We start from the raw sequence: 17,219 nt of genomic DNA, 5'->3' as shown, positions 1-17,219 counted from the left end.
CACAAGAAATTGATGAGTCGACAAACGCCACTGGTTTAATTTTCATATTCGGGAATAATCCTTGCTTGTCTCAGGACGCAGCCCATCACCCCGGCGCTGTGTCTGGCGAAACTCCTACCCGGAGCGACGCAACTGCCTTACGGAGATACACAATGTCTACCTCACCCGTCACGCTGATGGTGGCGCGTCGCGTTGCCGATGGTCGTTATCAGGACCTGATCGCCTGGTTGCGTGAAGGCGAACAATTGGCCACCGACTTCCCTGGTTATCTTGGTTCAGGCGTGCTCGCTCCGCCACCCGATGATGACGAATTCCAGATTATCTTCCGCTTTGCCGACGAGCAAACCCTGCACGCCTGGGAACATTCCGTCTCGCGCACTGCCTGGTTGGGCCGTGGCAGCGACTTGTTCGCGCATCCGACGGAACATCGGGTCAGCGGCATCGAAGGCTGGTTCGGCGCAGTTGGTCAACGCCCGCCCCGCTGGAAACAGGCCGTGGCGATCTGGCTGGCATTCTTCCCGGTTTCGCTGTTGTTCAATTTTGTCCTTGGGCCGTTGCTGGGCGAAATGAGCCTGCTGCCGCGCGTGCTCATCAGCACGTTGTGCCTGACGCCATTGATGGTCTATTTGTTTATTCCCTTGTCGACCCGTTTGCTGGCCAACTGGCTGCACAGCACGCCGGCGCGGCCGTTGCCTGCGGCGCCCACCACCCAGAATCACTGATCCCCCCTGTAGGAGCGAGGCTTGCCCGCGAAGGCCGCGACACAGTCGACATCACGGTTGTCTGACACAACGCCTTCGCGGGCAAGCCTCGCTCCTACAAAAGCCACCTCACGCTTCGTCGCTGGTATAGTTTTGCTCTAACCGCGACGCGAGCCGTTCATGACCTCTTCCGCAGCCCCAATCCTCATTACCGGTGCCGGCCAGCGTGTCGGCCTGCATTGCGCACAGCGTTTGCTCGAAGACGGCCATCGGGTGATCTTCAGCTACCGCAGCGAACGCCCCGGGGTGCAAGCGTTGCGCGATCTGGGCGCGACGGCGGTGTTCGGGGACTTCTCCAGCGAAGCCGGCATCCTCGCGTTCATCAGCGAACTCAAGACCCACACCGACAGCCTGCGGGCGATTATCCACAACGCCTCCGAATGGCTGGCCGAAACGCCGGACAGCGACGCCCAGGCTTTTACCCGAATGTTCAGTGTGCACATGCTCGCGCCCTACCTGATCAACCTGCATTGCGCCGACTTGCTCGAACGCTCTAGCCCCGCAGACATCGTGCACATCAGCGACGACGTGACCCGCAAGGGCAGCAGCCAGCACATCGGCTACTGCGCCAGCAAAGCCGGACTCGACAGCCTGACCCTGTCCTTCGCCGCGAAATATGCACCAACGATCAAGGTCAACGGCATCGCGCCAGCCCTGCTATTGTTCAATCCCGACGACAACGCGGCGTACCGCGCCAAGGCTTTGGCCAAGTCCGCGCTGGGCATCGAGCCCGGCAGCGAAGTGATCTATCAGAGCCTGCGGTATCTGCTCGACAACCCTTATGTCACCGGCACGACCCTGACCGTCAACGGCGGACGGCACGTCAAATAAGCCGCCCCGCGAGGATGTTTCATGACGTTATCCCTGCCCCAGAACGACTTGTCCCAGAGCTATCGTGAAATCCTCATTAGGCTGGGTGAAAACCCCGACCGCGAAGGCCTGCAAGACACACCGATGCGCGCCGCCAAGGCCATGCAGTACCTGTGTCATGGCTACGAGCAAAGCGTCGAGGAAATCGTCAACGGTGCGTTGTTTTCATCGGATACCGACGAGATGATCATCGTCGCCGACATCGAGCTCTATTCGTTGTGCGAGCACCACATGCTGCCCTTCATCGGCAAGGCGCATGTGGCTTATATTCCGACGGGCAAGGTGCTGGGCCTGTCGAAAATTGCGCGACTGGTGGACATGTTCGCCCGTCGCCTGCAAATTCAGGAAAACCTCACCCGGCAGATCGCTGAAGCGGTGCAAACTGTGACAGACGCCGCCGGTGTCGCCGTGGTGATCGAGGCCAAGCACATGTGCATGATGATGCGCGGCGTCGAGAAACAGAATTCGACCATGAACACCTCAGTGATGCTCGGCGCCTTCCGCGAGTCGAGCAATACCCGCCAGGAGTTCCTGCAATTGATTGGACGGAGCAAGTAGCAATGCCACAACTTCAACCAGGAATGGCGCGCATTCGGGTCAAGGACCTGTGCCTGCGCACCTTCATCGGCATCAACGAGGACGAAATCCTCAACAAGCAGGACGTGTTGATCAACCTCACCATCCTGTACGCGGCGCAAGAAGCGGTGCGCGACAACGACATCGATCACGCGCTGAACTACCGCACCATCACCAAGGCGATCATCGCCCACGTGGAAGGTAATCGCTTTGCCTTGCTCGAACGCCTGACCCAGGAAATTCTCGATCTGGTCATGGTCAACGAATCGGTGTTGTACGCCGAAGTGGAAGTCGACAAACCCCATGCGCTGCGATTTGCCGAGTCGGTGTCGATTACCCTGGCCGCGAGCCGCTAAGCGCGTCTGGCGCATTAACCGTCAGGCTTTTATCATCCGCGTCACGATTTGATTGCACAGAGCCCGCCATGACCGATCAACAACGCCTGGAACTTGAAGCCGCCGCCTTTCGCCGGCTGGTCGCCCATCTGGACAGCCGCAAGGATGTGCAGAACATCGACCTGATGAACCTCTCGGGTTTCTGCCGCAACTGCCTGTCCAAGTGGTACAAGGCCGCCGCTGACGAACGCCAGATCGAAGTCACCCTCGACGACGCCCGTGAAGTGGTTTACGGCATGCCTTACGCCGAGTGGAAAGCCCAATACCAGCAAGAAGCCAGCGCCGAACAACAAGCGGCGTTCGCCAAAGGAAAACCCAATGAGTGATTTGAACACCCTGCGCGCCAGCCTCAACAGCGGCGAACACGCTTTCGCCGACACCCTGGCCTTCATCGCCGCCGGTTACGACTATCAGCCGCAAGCCTTCAACAACGGTGGCGTGGAAAACGCCGCCGGGCAGAACGAGGGTTCGTGCAAGACGCTGGGTCTGGCGTTGCTGGAAGGCTTGAGCGATGAAGAAGCGCTGCTGGCGTTTGGCGAACATTATCGTTCGGTGGTGGCCACGCCTGAGGGCAGCGACCACGGCAATATCCGCGCGCTGATCGCGCATGGTCTGGCCGGCGTGAAATTCACTCAGCAACCACTGACCCGCCGCTGATTCACGAAAGATCAAAATCAAAAGATCGCAGGCTTCGCCAGCTCCTACAGGGTGTACGTCTTCCCATGTAGGAGCTGCCGAAGCCTGCGATCTTTTCGCTTCTACAACACATCCCGACTTTTAAGATTGACCCGGCGACTTTATTTCGTTTGCCGGTGCCCCCTGCTCACGGCTTAGATAAAAAGAAGCATCCCTTCTTCTGAGTCAGGTATCCATGAGCAGCGAAACCATCAGCCAGTCGATCAACGTCGTGCATCCCGTCACGCTCAGCCACGGCAAAAACGCCGAGGTCTGGGACACCGAGGGCAAACGCTACATCGACTTTGTCGGCGGCATCGGCGTGCTGAACCTCGGCCATTGTCACCCGCGCATCGTTGAAGCCATTCGCGAACAAGCCACCCGGCTGACCCACTACGCGTTCAACGCGGCCCCGCATACGCCCTACCTCGAACTGATGGATCGTCTGACGGCGTTCATTCCGGTGAGCTATCCGGTCAGCGGCATGCTCACTAACAGTGGCGCAGAAGCGGCGGAAAACGCCCTGAAGATCGTGCGTGGTGCCACCGGCCGCACGGCTGTCATCGCGTTTGATGGCGCCTTCCATGGCCGCACGCTGGCCACCCTCAACCTCAATGGCAAAGTCGCGCCCTACAAACAGAAAGTCGGCGTGCTGCCGGGCCCGGTGTATCACCTGCCCTTCCCGAGCAAGGACAACGACGTGACCTGCGCCGAAGCCTTGAAGGCGATGGATCGGCTGTTCAGCGTCGAGATCGACGTCAATGACGTGGCGTGTTTTATCGTCGAGCCGGTGCAGGGCGAAGCGGGTTTCCTGGCGCTGGACGTGGAATTCGCCCAGGCGTTGCGGCGCTTCTGTGATGAGAAAAACATCCTGCTGATCGCTGATGAAATCCAGTCAGGATTCGGCCGTACCGGTGAACGTTTTGCCTTCTCGCGCCTGGGCATCGAACCCGACCTGATCCTGCTCGCTAAAAGCATCGCCGGCGGCGTGCCACTGGGTGCGGTGGTCGGGCGCAAGTCCTTGCTCGACACCTTGCCCAAGGGCGGACTCGGTGGCACCTATTCAGGCAACCCGATTGCCTGCGCGGCAGCACTGGCAACCCTGGACGAGATGACCGATGCGAACCTACGTACCTGGGGTTCGCAGCAGGAAGAGGCCATCGTCAGCCGCTACGAGTCTTGGCGCGCCAGTAAGCTTTCGCCTTACCTGGGGCGCCTGACCGGCGTTGGCGCCATGCGCGGCATCGAGTTGAGCAACGCCGATGGTTCACCGGCCTCAGCGCAATTAACGCAGTTGCTGGCCCTGGCCCGGGATGCGGGTTTGCTGCTGATGCCCAGCGGCAAGTCGCGAAACATCATTCGGCTGTTGGCACCGCTGACCACCGAGGCCAGTGTGTTGGAGGAAGGCCTGGACATCTTCGAGGCGTGCCTGAAAAAACTGACCTGACCACACATCCCCCTGTAGGAGCTGCCGCAGGCTGCGATCTTTTGACTTTGCTCTATAAGGTCAAGGTCAAAAGATCGCAGCCTGCGGCAGCTCCTACAGGGTTCAGCGTATTTGTCGCGGACACAAAAAAACCGGCCGAGGCCGGTTTTTTCATTGCTGCGAAATCAGAACTTAACGTTCTGCAGATCGTCGAGGTAACGCTCGGCGTCCAGTGCGGCCATGCAGCCTGCGCCAGCGGAGGTGATCGCTTGACGGTAAACGTGGTCAGCCACGTCACCGGCGGCGAAGATGCCTTCCAGGTTGGTTGCAGTCGCGTTGCCTTCACGGCCGCCGTGCACTACCAGGTAGCCATCTTTCAACGTCAGTTGGCCTTCGAACAGCGAAGTGTTCGGGGTGTGGCCGATGGCGATGAACACGCCGTCAACTTTCAGCTCGTCGAAGCTGCCGTCGTTGTTCTTCAGGCGAGCACCGGTCACGCCCATGTTGTCGCCCAGGACTTCGTCCAGGTTCGAGTTCAACTTGAGGATGATCTTGCCTTCAGCCACACGGGCATTCAGCTTGTCGATCAGGATCTTCTCGGCGCGGAAGGTTTCGCGACGGTGGATCAGGGTCACGGTGCTGGCGATGTTGGCCAGGTACAGCGCTTCTTCCACAGCGGTGTTACCGCCACCGACCACAGCCACTGGCTTGTTGCGGTAGAAGAAACCGTCGCAGGTTGCGCAGGCCGAAACGCCTTTGCCCATGAACGCTTCTTCCGACGGCAGGCCCAGGTAACGAGCGCTGGCGCCGGTGGCGATGATCAGGGCGTCGCAGGTGTAAGTCGCGCTGTCACCGGTCAGGGTGTACGGCTTGGCAGCGAAGTCCACGGCATTGATGTGATCGAAGACGATCTCGGTTTCAAAGCGTTCAGCGTGCTCTTTCATCCGCTCCATCAGCGCCGGGCCGGTCAGGCCGTGGACGTCGCCCGGCCAGTTGTCGACTTCGGTGGTGGTGGTCAGTTGACCGCCAGCCTGCATGCCAGTGATCAGCAGAGGCTTGAGGTTGGCGCGGGCGGCATACACCGCAGCGCTGTAACCGGCAGGGCCGGAACCGAGAATAATCACTCGCGAATGACGGACTTCAGACATGACCTGCTCCTGTTAACCGGCCCGAATATCTGGCGCGGAACGCCGGGTTTGCCGGCGGGAATAAAAAAGGACTGTTGAAAGCACTTGGGGAAGGCTTGAGCTCGACAGTCCTGTAAAAAGAATGGGTGCAGCGTATCGAGGGGGCGAAGATTAAGGAAATACGGTTTAACAATCCAGCTCATAGGCGGTCTCTATCCCGTTACCGTGATTTTATAGACGCCTTTGTTACAGTGAATGTCGACGCCGATGCCGCGCTTTCACCCGCCCGGCAAAGTCGGTAAGGTCGGCGCGTTTACCCTCTGCTCGGAGCACCCTATGCCCGCCCCTGTTCTGTCCGGCCCGCAATACCTGCGCGAAGGCCTCAAGCTGGTCCTGAGCCCGGGCCTGCGTTTGTTCGTGTTGTTGCCGCTGATGATCAACCTGGTGCTGTTCGTCGGATTGATTTATCTCGCTGGCCATCAATTCAGTCTGTGGGTCGACACACTGATGCCGTCCCTGCCCGACTGGCTGAGTTTCCTCAGTTACATCCTCTGGCCGATTTTCGTGGTGCTGGTGGCGCTGATGGTGTTCTTCACCTTCACCATGCTGGCCAACGTCATCGCCGCACCATTCAACGGCTTCCTCGCGGAGAAAGTCGAAGTGGTGGTGCGCGGCACCGACGACTTCCCTGCTTTCAGCTGGGGCGAATTGATCGAAATGATCCCGCGCACCCTCGCTCGGGAAATGCGCAAGCTCGGCTACTTCCTGCCGCGTGCCATCGGGCTGTTCATCCTCTCGTTCATCCCGGTAGTGAACATCATCGCCGCGCCGCTATGGCTGCTGTTCGGCGTATGGATGATGGCGATCCAGTACATCGACTACCCGGCGGATAACCACAAGCTCGGCTGGAACGAGATGCTCGCCTGGTTGCGTGAGAAGCGCTGGCAGAGCATGAGTTTTGGCGGGAGCGTGTACCTGGTGTTGCTGATTCCAGTGGTCAACATCCTGATGATGCCGGCGGCCGTCGCCGGGGCGACATTGTTCTGGGTGCGTGAGCGTGGCGCTGAAAATCTGGTGCCCCAGCGTACGACGTCATAAATCCATCATCGCAATGACACAATGACGACATGGCCTCAGCCGACACTGAGGCCATGACGACAGCTCTGCATATCACTCTGATCACCGAAACCTTCCCTCCGGAAATCAACGGCGTGGCCAATACCCTTGGCCGCTTGTGCGATGGTTTGCGCGCGCGCGGGCATCAGGTCGAGCTGGTGCGACCGCGCCAGGGCTGTGATCGCCAGATGGGCAGTGACGATGAGTTGCTGCTGTGTCGCGGCTGGCCGCTGCCGGGTTATCCGGGGTTGCAGTGGGGTCAGTCGTCGATGCACAAGTTGCTGCGCCGCTGGAAACGCCATCGCCCCGATGTGCTGTACATCGCCACTGAAGGGCCGCTGGGTTTGTCGGCCTTGCGTGCGGCGCGACGCCTGGGGATTTCGGTGGTCAGCGGTTTTCACACCAACTTCCAGCAGTACTCGAGTCAGTACGGGCTCGGCCTGCTGACGCGGCTGCTGACCCACTACCTGCGTTGGTTTCACAACCGCTCGACCCTGACCCTGGTGCCCAGCGTCAGCCAACGGCTGGAACTGGAACGTCGGCAGTTTGAACGCCTGGCGCTGTTGTCCCGAGGCGTTGACAGCCAACTGTTTCACCCGGCCAAACGCCTGAATGCGCTACGTGAGCAATGGGGATTGGCGGACGATGACGTTGCTGTGATCCATGTCGGTCGCCTGGCACCGGAAAAGAATCTGGGATTGCTCAAACGCAGCTTCGAAACGTTGAAGGAGACTTATCCACAGCGAAACCTGAAGCTGATCGTGGTCGGCGACGGTCCGTTGCGGATAACCCTGGAGAAGGAATTGCCGGAGGCGATTTTCTGCGGCTCACAGCGCGGTGAAGCCTTGGCCAGTCACTACGCGTCAGGGGATGTTTTTCTGTTTCCGAGCATGACCGAAACCTTCGGCAATGTGGTACTGGAAGCGCTGGCCTCGGGGCTGGGTGTGGTGGCGTACGATATGGCGGCGGCGGGTCAGCACATTCGCCACGGCTATAACGGCGTGTTGGCCATGCCCGGGGATGAAGAGGCGTTCTGCGATGCGGCACGCTGGTTGCTGGAGGAACGGGAAACCTTGCGCTGCGTGCGTTTGAATGCGCGCCAGCATGCGAGTCGCCAAGGGTGGCCGGCGATTATCGAGCAGTTTGAGGGGCAGTTGCGCGGGGCTTGCGTGGGAGAGCAGGTAGTGCCGAATGCGCCGACCTTGCCTTGATTTTTGGTGACTGTCAGTAAGCCTTCGCGAGCAAGCCCGCTCCCACATGGGATCAACTGTGGGAGCGGGCTTGCTCGCGAAGGGGCCCTTCAGATCGCGGCTTAAACCAACGTCATCAACGCCTCACGGCTGAACGGCAGGATGTCTTCCTCACGACCATCACGCACCTTCTGCGCCCAGTCCGGGTCCACCAACAGCGCACGACCGACAGCCACCAGATCAAACTCATCGTTGTTCAAACGCTCCAGCAGTTTTTCCAGGCTGGCTGGTTGGGCGATCTTGTCGGTGTTGACCATGAATTGCAGGAACTCGCCATCCAGGCCAACGCTGCCCACGGTGATCGTCGGTTTGCCAGTCAGTTTGCGGGTCCAGCCAGCCAGGTTCAGTTCGGAACCGTCGAACTCCGGCTCCCAGAAACGTCGCGTCGAGCAGTGGAAAATATCCACGCCAGCGTCGGACAACGGCTTGAGGAATTCACCCAAGGCTTCCGGGGTTTGCACCAGGCGTGCGGTGTAATCCTGCTGCTTCCACTGCGAGAAACGGAAGATGATCGGAAAACCTTCGCCCACCGCCGCGCGCACGGCTTGAATCAATTCGATGGCGAAGCGCGAACGGTTGGCCAGGCTGCCGCCGTATTCGTCGGTGCGCTGGTTGGTGCCTTCCCAGAAAAACTGATCCACCAGATAGCCGTGGGCGCCGTGGATTTCCACGCCGTCCATGCCGATGCTTTGCGCGTCTTTGGCAGACTGGGCGAACGCGGCGATCACGTCCTGGATATCTTGTTTCGTCATGCCGTGAACCACGACCTGACCGTCCTTGAGCTTTTCCGACGGGCCGTAACCTGGAACGCTCGCATCCGGCTCGGTGCCGATACGACGCACACTGCCCACATGCCACAGTTGCGGAACGATCTTGCCGCCTTCGGCGTGCACGGCATCAACGACTTTCTTCCAGCCGGCCAACGCAGCGTCACCATAGAAGTGCGGCACGTTCGGGTAGCCGTTCGAGGCTTTGTGGCCGACGGTGGTGCCTTCGGTGATGATCAGGCCCACACCCGCAGCGGCGCGGCGACGGTAGTACTCGATCACTTTGGAATTGGGAACGCCACCCGGGGAAAAGGAGCGGGTCATCGGCGCCATGACGACGCGGGTCGGCAATTCGAGGGTGCCGAGGTGGAACGGTTTGAACAAGGCTTTGACGGGCATGGGACGCTCCACGGGGAAATGACTTTATGACGGCGATAATATGGAGAGTTGCCAGCCTTGAACAGCACTATTGATTTAAGTGATTAAGGATTAGAAACGAAAAGATCGCAGCCTTCGGCAGCTCCTACATGGGAATGTGAACACCCGTAGGAGCTGCCGAAGGCTGCGATCTTTTGATCGTGTTTTTTATTTGCGAACTATCAGCTCAGTGCTTTCTCGATCGCATGGATGATCGTCGGATCATCCGGTGCCGTGCGTGGCGAAAACCGCGCCAGGACACGCCCGTCTTTGCCGAGGAGGAATTTTTCGAAGTTCCAGGTGATGTCGCCTGGAAACTCCGCGCCCTCGCCCGCCAGCAAACGGTACAACTGATGACGCTCATGACCGTTGACTTCCAGCTTGCTGGACAACGGAAAAGTCACGCCATAGTTGAGGCTGCAGAATTCCTGGATCTCTTGCTCGGAGCCCGGTTCCTGTCCTGCAAACTGGTTGCACGGCAAGCCCAGCACGCTGAAGCCTTTACCTTTGTATTGCTGGTAGAGGTTTTCCAGCGCCGCGTACTGTGGGGTCAAACCACATTTGGAGGCAACGTTGACCACCAGCACGACGTGCCCCTTGAAGGGCGCCAGAGGTAGCTCCTGACCATCCAGGGCTGTCAATTTAAGGTCGTGAAAAGCACTCATGACGAACTCCAAATTCCCGTGTTCTTCTCGAAACAGCCACTTGGCGGCGCCGCCTGGGTCAGCCGCGGACTAAAAAGGCGCCCTCGGGCGCCTCTCCAGTTCTCTGAGCTTAGCGCAGAAATCAGTGGTGATGGCCACCTTCGCCATGGACGTGACCATGAGCGATTTCTTCCTGGCTGGCATCACGGATGTCGACGATCTTGACCTGGAAATTCAGGCGTTGACCGGCCAACGGGTGGTTGCCGTCGACGGTGACATCGTCGCCGTCCAGGTCACGGATGGTGACAATTTGCATCTGGCCGTCCGGAGCGGAAGCGTGGAACTGCATGCCCACTTCCAGTTCGTCGACGCCTTCGAACATGCTGCGGCTCAGGGTGCTGACCAGTTCAGCAGCGTATTCGCCGTAGGCATCTTCAGGTTCTACGGCAACGGTCAGTTCGTCACCGACGGTTTTGCCTTCCAGGGCTTTTTCCAGGCCCGGGATAATGTTACCTGCGCCTTGCAGGTAGACCAGCGGCGCGCCGCCGGCGGAGCTGTCGATGACCTCACCAGCGTCGTTGGTCAGGGTATAGTCGATGGAGACAGCCTTATTGGCGGCGATCAGCATGGGGCGAGACCTTTTGCAGAAGAATATAGAAAGAACGAGTTTAGCGAAGCAATCGCCCGAAAGCGAACACAACCCGGACAGACGGATCGCCATGAAACCCTCAACGGTCACAGGCTTTCATCAAGACGAGGATGGACATTGGGTGGCCGAGCTTTCCTGCGGCCACACCCAACACCTGCGCCATCAGCCGCCCTGGCAGTCCCGGGCCTGGGTCCTCGACCCGGCACAACGTATTGAAAAAATAGGCCAACCCTTTGCTTGCGGTTGGTGCGCACAAGGCTCGGTTAGCGATAACCTTGGCGACTGAATTTCGGTAGACGGCCAGCCATAGGCCGCAGCCATTGCCATGCACCTCCAGAGAATCCGCATGCAAACTTTTTTTATCGCGCCCACCGATTTTGGTGTGGGTCTGACCTCCATCAGCCTCGGGCTGGTGCGTACCCTTGAGCGAGCCGGGCTGAAAGTCGGCTTTTTCAAACCGATCGCCCAGCCGCATCCGGGCGACACCGGCCCTGAGCGTTCCACCGAACTGGTGGCGCGCACCCACGGCCTCAAACCGCCGCAACCGCTGGGCCTGGCCCATGTCGAGCGCATGCTCGGCGACGGTCAGCTGGATGAGTTGCTCGAAGAAATCATCACCCTGTATCAGCAGGCGGCCATCGGCAAAGACGTGCTGATCGTCGAAGGCATGGTGCCGACCCGCAGCGCGAGTTACGCCGCGCGAGTCAATCTGCACTTGGCCAAGAGCCTCGACGCCGAAGTGATCCTGGTCTCGGCACCGGAAAACGAAGTGCTGACCGAGTTGTCCGGCCGGGTGGAATTGCAGGCGCAATTGTTCGGCGGGCCGAAAGACCCGAAAGTCCTCGGCGTGATCCTCAACAAGGTCAAGACCGATGAAAGCATGGAAGCCTTCGCCTCGCGCTTGAAGGAACACTCGCCGTTGCTGCGCAGTGGCGACTTCCGCTTGCTCGGCTGCATTCCGTTCCAGCCGGAACTGAACGCCCCGCGCACCCGCGATGTGGCCGACCTGATGGGTGCGCAGATTCTCAATGCCGGCGACTACGAAACCCGGCGCATGACCAAAATCATCATCTGCGCCCGCACCATGCGCAACACCGTGGAGCTGCTCAAGCCCGGTGTACTGGTGGTGACGCCGGGCGATCGCGACGACATCATCCTCGCGGTCAGCCTCGCCGCCATGAACGGCGTGCCCCTGGCCGGCCTGTTGCTGACCAGCGACACCCTGCCCGACCCTCGGATCATGGACCTGTGTCGCGGCGCCTTGCAGGCTGGCCTGCCAGTGTTGTCGGTGAGCACCGGCTCGTATGACACCGCCAACCAGTTGAACGGCCTGAACAAGGAAATCCCGATCGACGACCGCGAGCGTGCGGAGATTATTACCGACTTTGTCGCCAGCCACCTCGACGCCAAGTGGCTGCATCAGCGTTGCGGCACGCCACGGGAAATGCGCCTGTCGCCCGCCGTGTTCCGTTATCAATTGATCCAACGCGCCCAGGCCGCCAACAAGCGCATCGTGTTGCCCGAAGGCAGCGAGCCGCTGACCGTACAAGCCGCCGCGATCTGCCAGGCCCGCGGCATCGCCCGTTGCGTATTGCTGGCGAAACCGGAAGATGTTGAAGCCGTGGCACGCGCCCAAGGCATCGAGTTGCCGCCGGGGCTGGAGATTCTCGACCCGGACCTGATTCGCGGCAATTACATCGAACCGATGGTGGCCCTGCGCAAAAGCAAAAGCCTCAACGCACCGATGGCCGAGCAGCAACTGGAAGACACCGTGGTGATCGGCACCATGATGCTGGCGCTGGATGAAGTCGATGGCCTGGTGTCCGGGGTCATTCACTCCACCGCCAATACCATTCGCCCGGCCCTGCAATTGATCAAGACTGCGCCGGGCTGCACGCTGGTGTCGTCGGTGTTCTTTATGCTGTTCCCGGAAGAAGTGCTGGTCTACGGCGACTGCGTGATGAACCCGCACCCGAGCGCCAGCGAACTGGCCGAGATCGCGTTGCAAAGCGCCGACTCGGCAGCGGCGTTCGGCATCATTCCACGGGTGGCGATGATCAGCTATTCCAGCGGTGAATCCGCCAGCGGCGAAGAAGTCGAGAAGGTCCGTGAAGCAACGTTGCTCGCCCACGAACAACAAAACTCACTGCTGATCGACGGCCCGTTGCAGTACGACGCCGCCGCCAACGAAACCGTCGCGAGGCAATTGGCGCCGAACAGTCAGGTGGCCGGTCGCGCCACGGTGTTCGTGTTCCCCGACCTCAACACCGGCAACACCACTCACAAAGCCGTGCAACGCAGCGCCGATTGCGTGAGCCTCGGCCCGATGCTGCAAGGCCTGCGCAAACCGGTGAACGACCTGCCGCGCGGCGCGCAAGTCGATGACATCGTCTACACCATCGCGTTGACCGCGATTCAAGCTGCCAACCGACCTATGGATCTTTAAATGCTGGATTTCCTGCCTGCCGCCGTGCGCGGTGTGATTGCCTCTTTGTTGTTGGCGCTGAACACCATTCTGCTGTGCTCGTTTCTGTTCATCGTGGCGCTGTTCAAAGTGCTGCCCTTCGCCCTCACCCAGCGCTTCACGCGTTGGCTGATGAGCCACACCCACGAAGCCTGGATCAGCAATAACAAAGCGTGGATGAACCTGGTCTGCCGCACCCGCTGGCACCTCAGTGGTCTTGAAGGGCTGGACTATCAGCACTCGTACCTGATCACCAGCAACCACCAGAGCTGGGTCGACATCATGGTGCTGCAATACGTGCTCAACCGACGCATCCAGCCGCTGAAGTTCTTTCTTAAACAAGAGCTGATCTGGGTCCCGGTGATAGGCCTGGCGTGGTGGGCGCTCGGCTTCCCGTTCATGAAACGCTACACCAAGGCCTACCTGGAAAAGCACCCGGAGAAGAAAGGCAAAGACCTGGAAACCACCCGCAAGACCTGCGACAAATTCCGCAACAACCCGGTGGGGATCTTCAACTTCGTCGAAGGCACGCGCTTCACCGAGGGCAAGCACGCCCAACAGAAATCGCCGTTCAAGTACCTGCTCAAGCCCAAGGCCGGTGGCATTGCGTTTGTGCTGGATGCGATGGGTGAACAGCTGGAGTCGATCGTCAACGTGACCATTCACTACCCTGCTGGTCGTCCCGGGTATTGGGATTTGCTCTGCGGGAACGTGAAAGACGTGGTGGTGCATTTCCAGGAGCTGAAGATACCGCCGCAGTTCATTGGCAAGAATTACGATCAGGACGGCGAGTACCGATTGCAGTTCCAGGGCTGGATCAATCAGCTGTGGGAAGACAAGGATGCGTTGCTGGGGCAGATGCATCGCGAGTTCCCAGCCAAGTCTTGAGTCGCCTGTTCTGGCCTCTTCGCGGGCAAGCCTCGCTCCTACAAGGACATCACCGATCCCGTAGGAGCGAGGCTTGCCCGCGAAGGCTATTTCAGAGACACAAAAAAACCCGCCGATGATCACTCATCGGCGGGTTTTTCATTGGCGGCTAACGCTTAGATCGCGCCACGCTGACGCAGCAGATCCAGCACTTGCTTGACGCTTTCTTCCAGCGACAGCGACTGGGTGTCGACCACAAGGTCGGCGTCCAGCGGCACGTCGTACGGGAAGGAGTCGCCCGGAATGTTGTCGCCACCGGCGGCATACAGCCCTTGCGGATCACGCTCGGCACAGACCGCCGGCGAGGCCTGGACGTAGACCGTCAGCAGACGCTCCTTGCCGATCAGGTCCTTGGCCTGCTCGCGACCTTCGGCACTCGGCGCAACGAATGCCGCCAGCGTCAGCAAACCGGCTTCGTTGAACTGACGCGCAACGTGCGCCGCACGACGCCAGTTCTCGGTACGCCCGGAACGATCATGCGGCAGACCTTTGTTCAGGTCGTGACGCAGGTTCTGGCCATCCAGTACAAACACCGCACGCCCCATGTCGAACAACTTGCGTTCAACCGCATAAGCCAGGGTGCTTTTGCCCGCGCCGGACAAACCGCTGAACAACACGGTGGCCGGTTGCTGGCCGAAGCGCTGGGCACGCTCTTCGGTCGCTACATGGGCCGTCTTGCCATGGTGAGTGCTGCTGCCATGGGCCAACGGCTGAGCGATGATCATGCCAGCGGCGACGGTGCCATTGGTCAAGCGATCGATGACGATGAACGAACCGGTGGTGCGGTTGCTCGCGTAGCCGTCCAGTGCGATGGCAGCGTCGAGGCTGACCTTGACCCGACCGATTTCGTTCAGGTTCAACGAACTCGCCGGACCTTCTTCCAGCGTGTTCACGTCAACGCGGTTGACGATGCTGGTGATCGAACCCGGCACGTAGGACGTGGCGCGCTTGATGTCGTATTTCTTGCCCGGCAGCATCGGTTCTTCGGCCATCCACACCAGCATGGCGTCGAAGGCGTCAGTCACTTGCGGCAGGTTGTCGGCGTGCACCAGCAAATCGCCGCGAGAGATATCGATCTCGTCTTCCATGGTCAGCGTTACCGCCTGACCCGGACCTGCGTGCTCCAGCTCACCTTCGAAAGTGACGATGGATTTCACGCGGCTGCTCTTGCCCGACGGCAGCACCACGACTTCGTCGCCCTTGTGCACGATGCCGCTGGCCAGGGTGCCGGCGAAACCACGGAAGTTCAGGTTCGGACGGTTGACGTACTGCACCGGGAAACGCAGGTCGGTGTAGTTGCGGTCGTTGGCGATCTCGACGGTCTCGAGAATTTCCATCAGCGACTGGCCGGTGTACCACGGCGAGCGCTCGGACTTGTTCACCACGTTGTCGCCCTTCAGCGCCGACATCGGCACGAACGCCATGGTGGTCGGCTTGAATGCGATGCCTTCGGCGAACTTCAGGTAATCGGCCTTGATCGACTCGAACACGCTTTCATCGAAGCCGTTGATGTCCATCTTGTTGACGGCAATCACGATGTGCTTGATGCCCAGCAACGAGGCGATAAAGCTGTGGCGACGGGTCTGGGTCTGCACACCGTAGCGGGCGTCGATCAGGATGATCGCCAGGTCACAGGTGGAGGCACCGGTGGCCATGTTGCGGGTGTACTGCTCATGGCCGGGGGTGTCGGCGATGATGAATTTACGCTTGGCGGTGGAGAAGTAGCGGTAGGCAACATCAATGGTGATGCCCTGCTCACGCTCAGCCTGCAGGCCGTCGACCAGCAAGGCCAGGTCGATGTCGTCGCCGGTGGTGCCGGACTTTTTCGAGTCGCGGGTGATGGCTTCCAGATGATCTTCGTAGATCATCTTGGAGTCGTGCAGCAAGCGCCCGATCAGGGTGCTCTTGCCGTCGTCGACGTTGCCACAGGTCAGAAAGCGCAGCATTTCCTTGCGTTCGTGCTGGCCCAGGTAGGCGAGGATGTCCTCGCTGATCAAATCAGATACGTGCGACATGACAACCCCTTAGAAATAACCCTGACGTTTCTTTTCTTCCATCGAGCCTGCGCCATCGTGGTCGATGACCCGGCCCTGGCGTTCGGAAGTTCGCGTCAGGAGCATTTCCTGAATGATGTCGGTCAGGCTGGTGGCCTCGGACTCGACCGCACCGGTCAACGGGTAGTCGCCCAGCGTACGGAAACGCACCTTTTTCTTGACGATGCGCGCCTTGTCTTCATCGCTCAAGTGATTGAGCAGGCGTTCGTCGTCGATCATGATCCAGGTGCCATTCATCTCGATAACGTCGCGCTCGGCGGCGAAATACAGCGGCACAATCGGGATGCCTTCGAGGTAGATGTACTGCCAGATGTCCAGTTCGGTCCAGTTCGACAATGGGAACACACGAATGGATTCGCCCTTGTTGACGTTGCCGTTGTAGACGTTCCACAACTCTGGACGCTGGTTTTTCGGGTCCCAGCGGTGCTTGGTGTCGCGGAAGGAATACACGCGCTCTTTGGCACGGGACTTTTCTTCATCGCGGCGGGCACCACCGAAAGCGGCGTCGAAACCATACTTGTCGAGGGCCTGTTTCAGGCCTTCGGTTTTCATGATGTCGGTGTGTTTGGCACTGCCGTGGGTCAGCGGGTTGATGCCCTGCGCGACGCCATCGGGGTTGACGTGGACGATCAGGTCCAGGCCCAGTTCTTCGACCATGCGATCGCGGAACGCGTACATTTCCTGGAACTTCCACCGGGTGTCGACGTGCATCACCGGGAACGGCAACTTGCCTGGGAAGAATGCCTTGCGCGCAAGGTGCAGCATCACGGCGGAGTCTTTACCGACGGAGTACAGCATCACCGGGTTATCGAACTCGGCGGCGACCTCGCGGATGATGTGGATGCTTTCGGCCTCCAGCTGTTTCAGATGCGTCAGTTTGTCGACCATGGCTACTCACGAAAACGATCTTATGGACGGCCAGCGGGCCGTGTTCGAGCGGGGAATCCTAGCACAGCGGCCCCCTTCTAATCAGGACGCCAACTAGATCGAAAGGGTATATGAATATACCCCCTCGTTTGGGCTACGGCCCTTGTAGGAGCGAGGCTCGCCCGCGAAGAATGATAACGCGGTTTACCTGAGGCACCGTGTAATCGTTCTTCG

18 protein-coding genes are annotated in these 17,219 nt (G+C 59.7%); 12 read left to right on the top strand and 6 right to left on the bottom strand.

Going from position 1 to position 17,219, the window contains the following annotated elements:
• Positions 1-152: 152 nt before the first annotated feature.
• From LOY68_RS04895 to LOY68_RS04865, 7 genes are all read left to right on the top strand, one after another.
• Positions 153-722: an antibiotic biosynthesis monooxygenase gene (locus LOY68_RS04895; protein WP_163908464.1), complete on the top strand. Its 570-nt coding sequence runs from the start codon at positions 153-155 to the stop codon at positions 720-722.
• A gap of 159 nt (positions 723-881) precedes the next feature.
• Positions 882-1,592, top strand: coding sequence for a dihydromonapterin reductase (folM, locus tag LOY68_RS04890; RefSeq protein ID WP_265043278.1), 711 nt, complete (start codon positions 882-884; stop codon positions 1,590-1,592).
• A gap of 21 nt (positions 1,593-1,613) precedes the next feature.
• Positions 1,614-2,189 (top strand): GTP cyclohydrolase I FolE, encoded by a 576-nt coding sequence (gene folE / locus LOY68_RS04885; protein WP_265043276.1) that lies wholly within the window; start codon positions 1,614-1,616, stop codon positions 2,187-2,189.
• A 2-nt stretch (positions 2,190-2,191) separates the two neighbouring features.
• A complete protein-coding gene (folX, locus tag LOY68_RS04880; RefSeq protein ID WP_054049847.1) occupies positions 2,192-2,563 on the top strand; it encodes a dihydroneopterin triphosphate 2'-epimerase in 372 nt (123 codons plus the stop codon).
• 68 nt (positions 2,564-2,631) lie between these two features.
• Complete coding sequence (locus LOY68_RS04875) at positions 2,632-2,928, top strand: DUF1244 domain-containing protein (protein ID WP_054049849.1); 297 nt, start codon at positions 2,632-2,634, stop codon at positions 2,926-2,928.
• Complete coding sequence (locus LOY68_RS04870) at positions 2,921-3,259, top strand: HopJ type III effector protein (protein WP_163908458.1); 339 nt, start codon at positions 2,921-2,923, stop codon at positions 3,257-3,259. Before LOY68_RS04875 ends, LOY68_RS04870 begins: the two co-directional genes overlap by 8 nt.
• Positions 3,260-3,473: 214 nt before the next feature.
• The gene (locus LOY68_RS04865; RefSeq protein ID WP_265043271.1) at positions 3,474-4,724 is read left to right on the top strand and encodes an aspartate aminotransferase family protein; all 1,251 of its coding nucleotides are present in this window, start codon (positions 3,474-3,476) and stop codon (positions 4,722-4,724) included.
• Between the two features lie 164 nt (positions 4,725-4,888).
• Here LOY68_RS04865 and trxB read toward each other — a convergent pair whose 3' ends face one another.
• Positions 4,889-5,851 (bottom strand): thioredoxin-disulfide reductase, encoded by a 963-nt coding sequence (gene trxB / locus LOY68_RS04860; protein ID WP_054049855.1) that lies wholly within the window; start codon positions 5,849-5,851, stop codon positions 4,889-4,891.
• Positions 5,852-6,166: 315 nt separating this feature from the next.
• Here trxB and cysZ point away from each other — a divergent pair, with 315 nt between their 5' ends.
• Together cysZ and LOY68_RS04850 are read left to right on the top strand one after the other, a co-directional pair.
• Positions 6,167-6,928, top strand: coding sequence for a sulfate transporter CysZ (gene cysZ, locus LOY68_RS04855; protein WP_163908454.1), 762 nt, complete (start codon positions 6,167-6,169; stop codon positions 6,926-6,928).
• A 29-nt stretch (positions 6,929-6,957) separates the two neighbouring features.
• The gene (locus LOY68_RS04850; protein WP_265043269.1) at positions 6,958-8,157 is read left to right on the top strand and encodes a glycosyltransferase family 4 protein; all 1,200 of its coding nucleotides are present in this window, start codon (positions 6,958-6,960) and stop codon (positions 8,155-8,157) included.
• A 101-nt stretch (positions 8,158-8,258) separates the two neighbouring features.
• Here LOY68_RS04850 and LOY68_RS04845 read toward each other — a convergent pair whose 3' ends face one another.
• From LOY68_RS04845 to LOY68_RS04835, 3 genes are all read right to left on the bottom strand, one after another.
• The gene (locus LOY68_RS04845) at positions 8,259-9,362 is read right to left on the bottom strand and encodes an NADH:flavin oxidoreductase (protein ID WP_163908450.1); all 1,104 of its coding nucleotides are present in this window, start codon (positions 9,360-9,362) and stop codon (positions 8,259-8,261) included.
• 200 nt (positions 9,363-9,562) lie between these two features.
• A complete protein-coding gene (locus tag LOY68_RS04840) occupies positions 9,563-10,045 on the bottom strand; it encodes a glutathione peroxidase (protein ID WP_265043268.1) in 483 nt (160 codons plus the stop codon).
• A gap of 121 nt (positions 10,046-10,166) precedes the next feature.
• Positions 10,167-10,652, bottom strand: coding sequence for an FKBP-type peptidyl-prolyl cis-trans isomerase (locus LOY68_RS04835; RefSeq protein ID WP_145252538.1), 486 nt, complete (start codon positions 10,650-10,652; stop codon positions 10,167-10,169).
• Between LOY68_RS04835 and LOY68_RS04830 the strand changes: the two genes are divergently transcribed.
• Genes LOY68_RS04830 through LOY68_RS04820 form a run of 3 tightly spaced genes read left to right on the top strand, consistent with a single transcriptional unit; the run spans position 10,621 to position 14,025 of the window.
• Positions 10,621-10,959 (top strand): DUF3565 domain-containing protein, encoded by a 339-nt coding sequence (locus LOY68_RS04830; protein ID WP_083471363.1) that lies wholly within the window; start codon positions 10,621-10,623, stop codon positions 10,957-10,959. The two genes, LOY68_RS04835 and LOY68_RS04830, sit on opposite strands and share 32 nt — an antisense overlap.
• Positions 10,960-11,019: 60 nt before the next feature.
• Positions 11,020-13,119 carry a phosphate acetyltransferase gene (gene pta, locus LOY68_RS04825; protein ID WP_265043262.1) on the top strand — a complete coding sequence of 700 codons (2,100 nt, stop codon included), beginning with the start codon at positions 11,020-11,022 and terminating at the stop codon, positions 13,117-13,119.
• Complete coding sequence (locus LOY68_RS04820) at positions 13,120-14,025, top strand: acyltransferase (RefSeq protein WP_265043259.1); 906 nt, start codon at positions 13,120-13,122, stop codon at positions 14,023-14,025.
• 155 nt (positions 14,026-14,180) lie between these two features.
• On the opposite strand, the gene cysN is transcribed toward LOY68_RS04820, so the two are convergent.
• Complete coding sequence (gene cysN, locus LOY68_RS04815) at positions 14,181-16,079, bottom strand: sulfate adenylyltransferase subunit CysN (protein WP_265043257.1); 1,899 nt, start codon at positions 16,077-16,079, stop codon at positions 14,181-14,183.
• Positions 16,080-16,088: 9 nt separating this feature from the next.
• On the bottom strand, positions 16,089-17,006 hold the full coding sequence (cysD, locus tag LOY68_RS04810) for a sulfate adenylyltransferase subunit CysD (RefSeq protein ID WP_054049875.1): 918 nt from the start codon (positions 17,004-17,006) through the stop codon (positions 16,089-16,091).
• Positions 17,007-17,219: the final 213 nt, after the last annotated feature.

The sequence above is a fragment of the Pseudomonas sp. B21-053 genome (genome assembly GCF_026016365.1).
GTDB lineage: Bacteria > Pseudomonadota > Gammaproteobacteria > Pseudomonadales > Pseudomonadaceae > Aquipseudomonas > Aquipseudomonas nunensis.
The sequence above is the reverse complement of the archived record's forward strand: the minus strand, read 5'-3'. Positions and strand labels throughout refer to the sequence as shown.

Bases quoted from the DNA above. Each gene is read 5' to 3' on its own strand.
- LOY68_RS04865 (WP_265043271.1), top strand. From the start codon at position 3,474: ATGAGCAGCGAAACCATCAGCCAGTCGATCAACGTCGTGCATCCCGTC.
- LOY68_RS04840 (WP_265043268.1), bottom strand. From the start codon at position 10,045: ATGAGTGCTTTTCACGACCTTAAATTGACAGCCCTGGATGGTCAGGAG.
- LOY68_RS04845 (WP_163908450.1), bottom strand. From the start codon at position 9,362: ATGCCCGTCAAAGCCTTGTTCAAACCGTTCCACCTCGGCACCCTCGAA.
- LOY68_RS04830 (WP_083471363.1), top strand. From the start codon at position 10,621: ATGGAGACAGCCTTATTGGCGGCGATCAGCATGGGGCGAGACCTTTTG.
- LOY68_RS04875 (WP_054049849.1), top strand. From the start codon at position 2,632: ATGACCGATCAACAACGCCTGGAACTTGAAGCCGCCGCCTTTCGCCGG.
- folE (WP_265043276.1), top strand. From the start codon at position 1,614: ATGACGTTATCCCTGCCCCAGAACGACTTGTCCCAGAGCTATCGTGAA.
- folX (WP_054049847.1), top strand. From the start codon at position 2,192: ATGCCACAACTTCAACCAGGAATGGCGCGCATTCGGGTCAAGGACCTG.
- LOY68_RS04870 (WP_163908458.1), top strand. From the start codon at position 2,921: ATGAGTGATTTGAACACCCTGCGCGCCAGCCTCAACAGCGGCGAACAC.
- LOY68_RS04895 (WP_163908464.1), top strand. From the start codon at position 153: ATGTCTACCTCACCCGTCACGCTGATGGTGGCGCGTCGCGTTGCCGAT.
- LOY68_RS04835 (WP_145252538.1), bottom strand. From the start codon at position 10,652: ATGCTGATCGCCGCCAATAAGGCTGTCTCCATCGACTATACCCTGACC.
- cysD (WP_054049875.1), bottom strand. From the start codon at position 17,006: ATGGTCGACAAACTGACGCATCTGAAACAGCTGGAGGCCGAAAGCATC.
- cysZ (WP_163908454.1), top strand. From the start codon at position 6,167: ATGCCCGCCCCTGTTCTGTCCGGCCCGCAATACCTGCGCGAAGGCCTC.
- LOY68_RS04850 (WP_265043269.1), top strand. From the start codon at position 6,958: ATGGCCTCAGCCGACACTGAGGCCATGACGACAGCTCTGCATATCACT.
- pta (WP_265043262.1), top strand. From the start codon at position 11,020: ATGCAAACTTTTTTTATCGCGCCCACCGATTTTGGTGTGGGTCTGACC.
- folM (WP_265043278.1), top strand. From the start codon at position 882: ATGACCTCTTCCGCAGCCCCAATCCTCATTACCGGTGCCGGCCAGCGT.
- trxB (WP_054049855.1), bottom strand. From the start codon at position 5,851: ATGTCTGAAGTCCGTCATTCGCGAGTGATTATTCTCGGTTCCGGCCCT.
- cysN (WP_265043257.1), bottom strand. From the start codon at position 16,079: ATGTCGCACGTATCTGATTTGATCAGCGAGGACATCCTCGCCTACCTG.
- LOY68_RS04820 (WP_265043259.1), top strand. From the start codon at position 13,120: ATGCTGGATTTCCTGCCTGCCGCCGTGCGCGGTGTGATTGCCTCTTTG.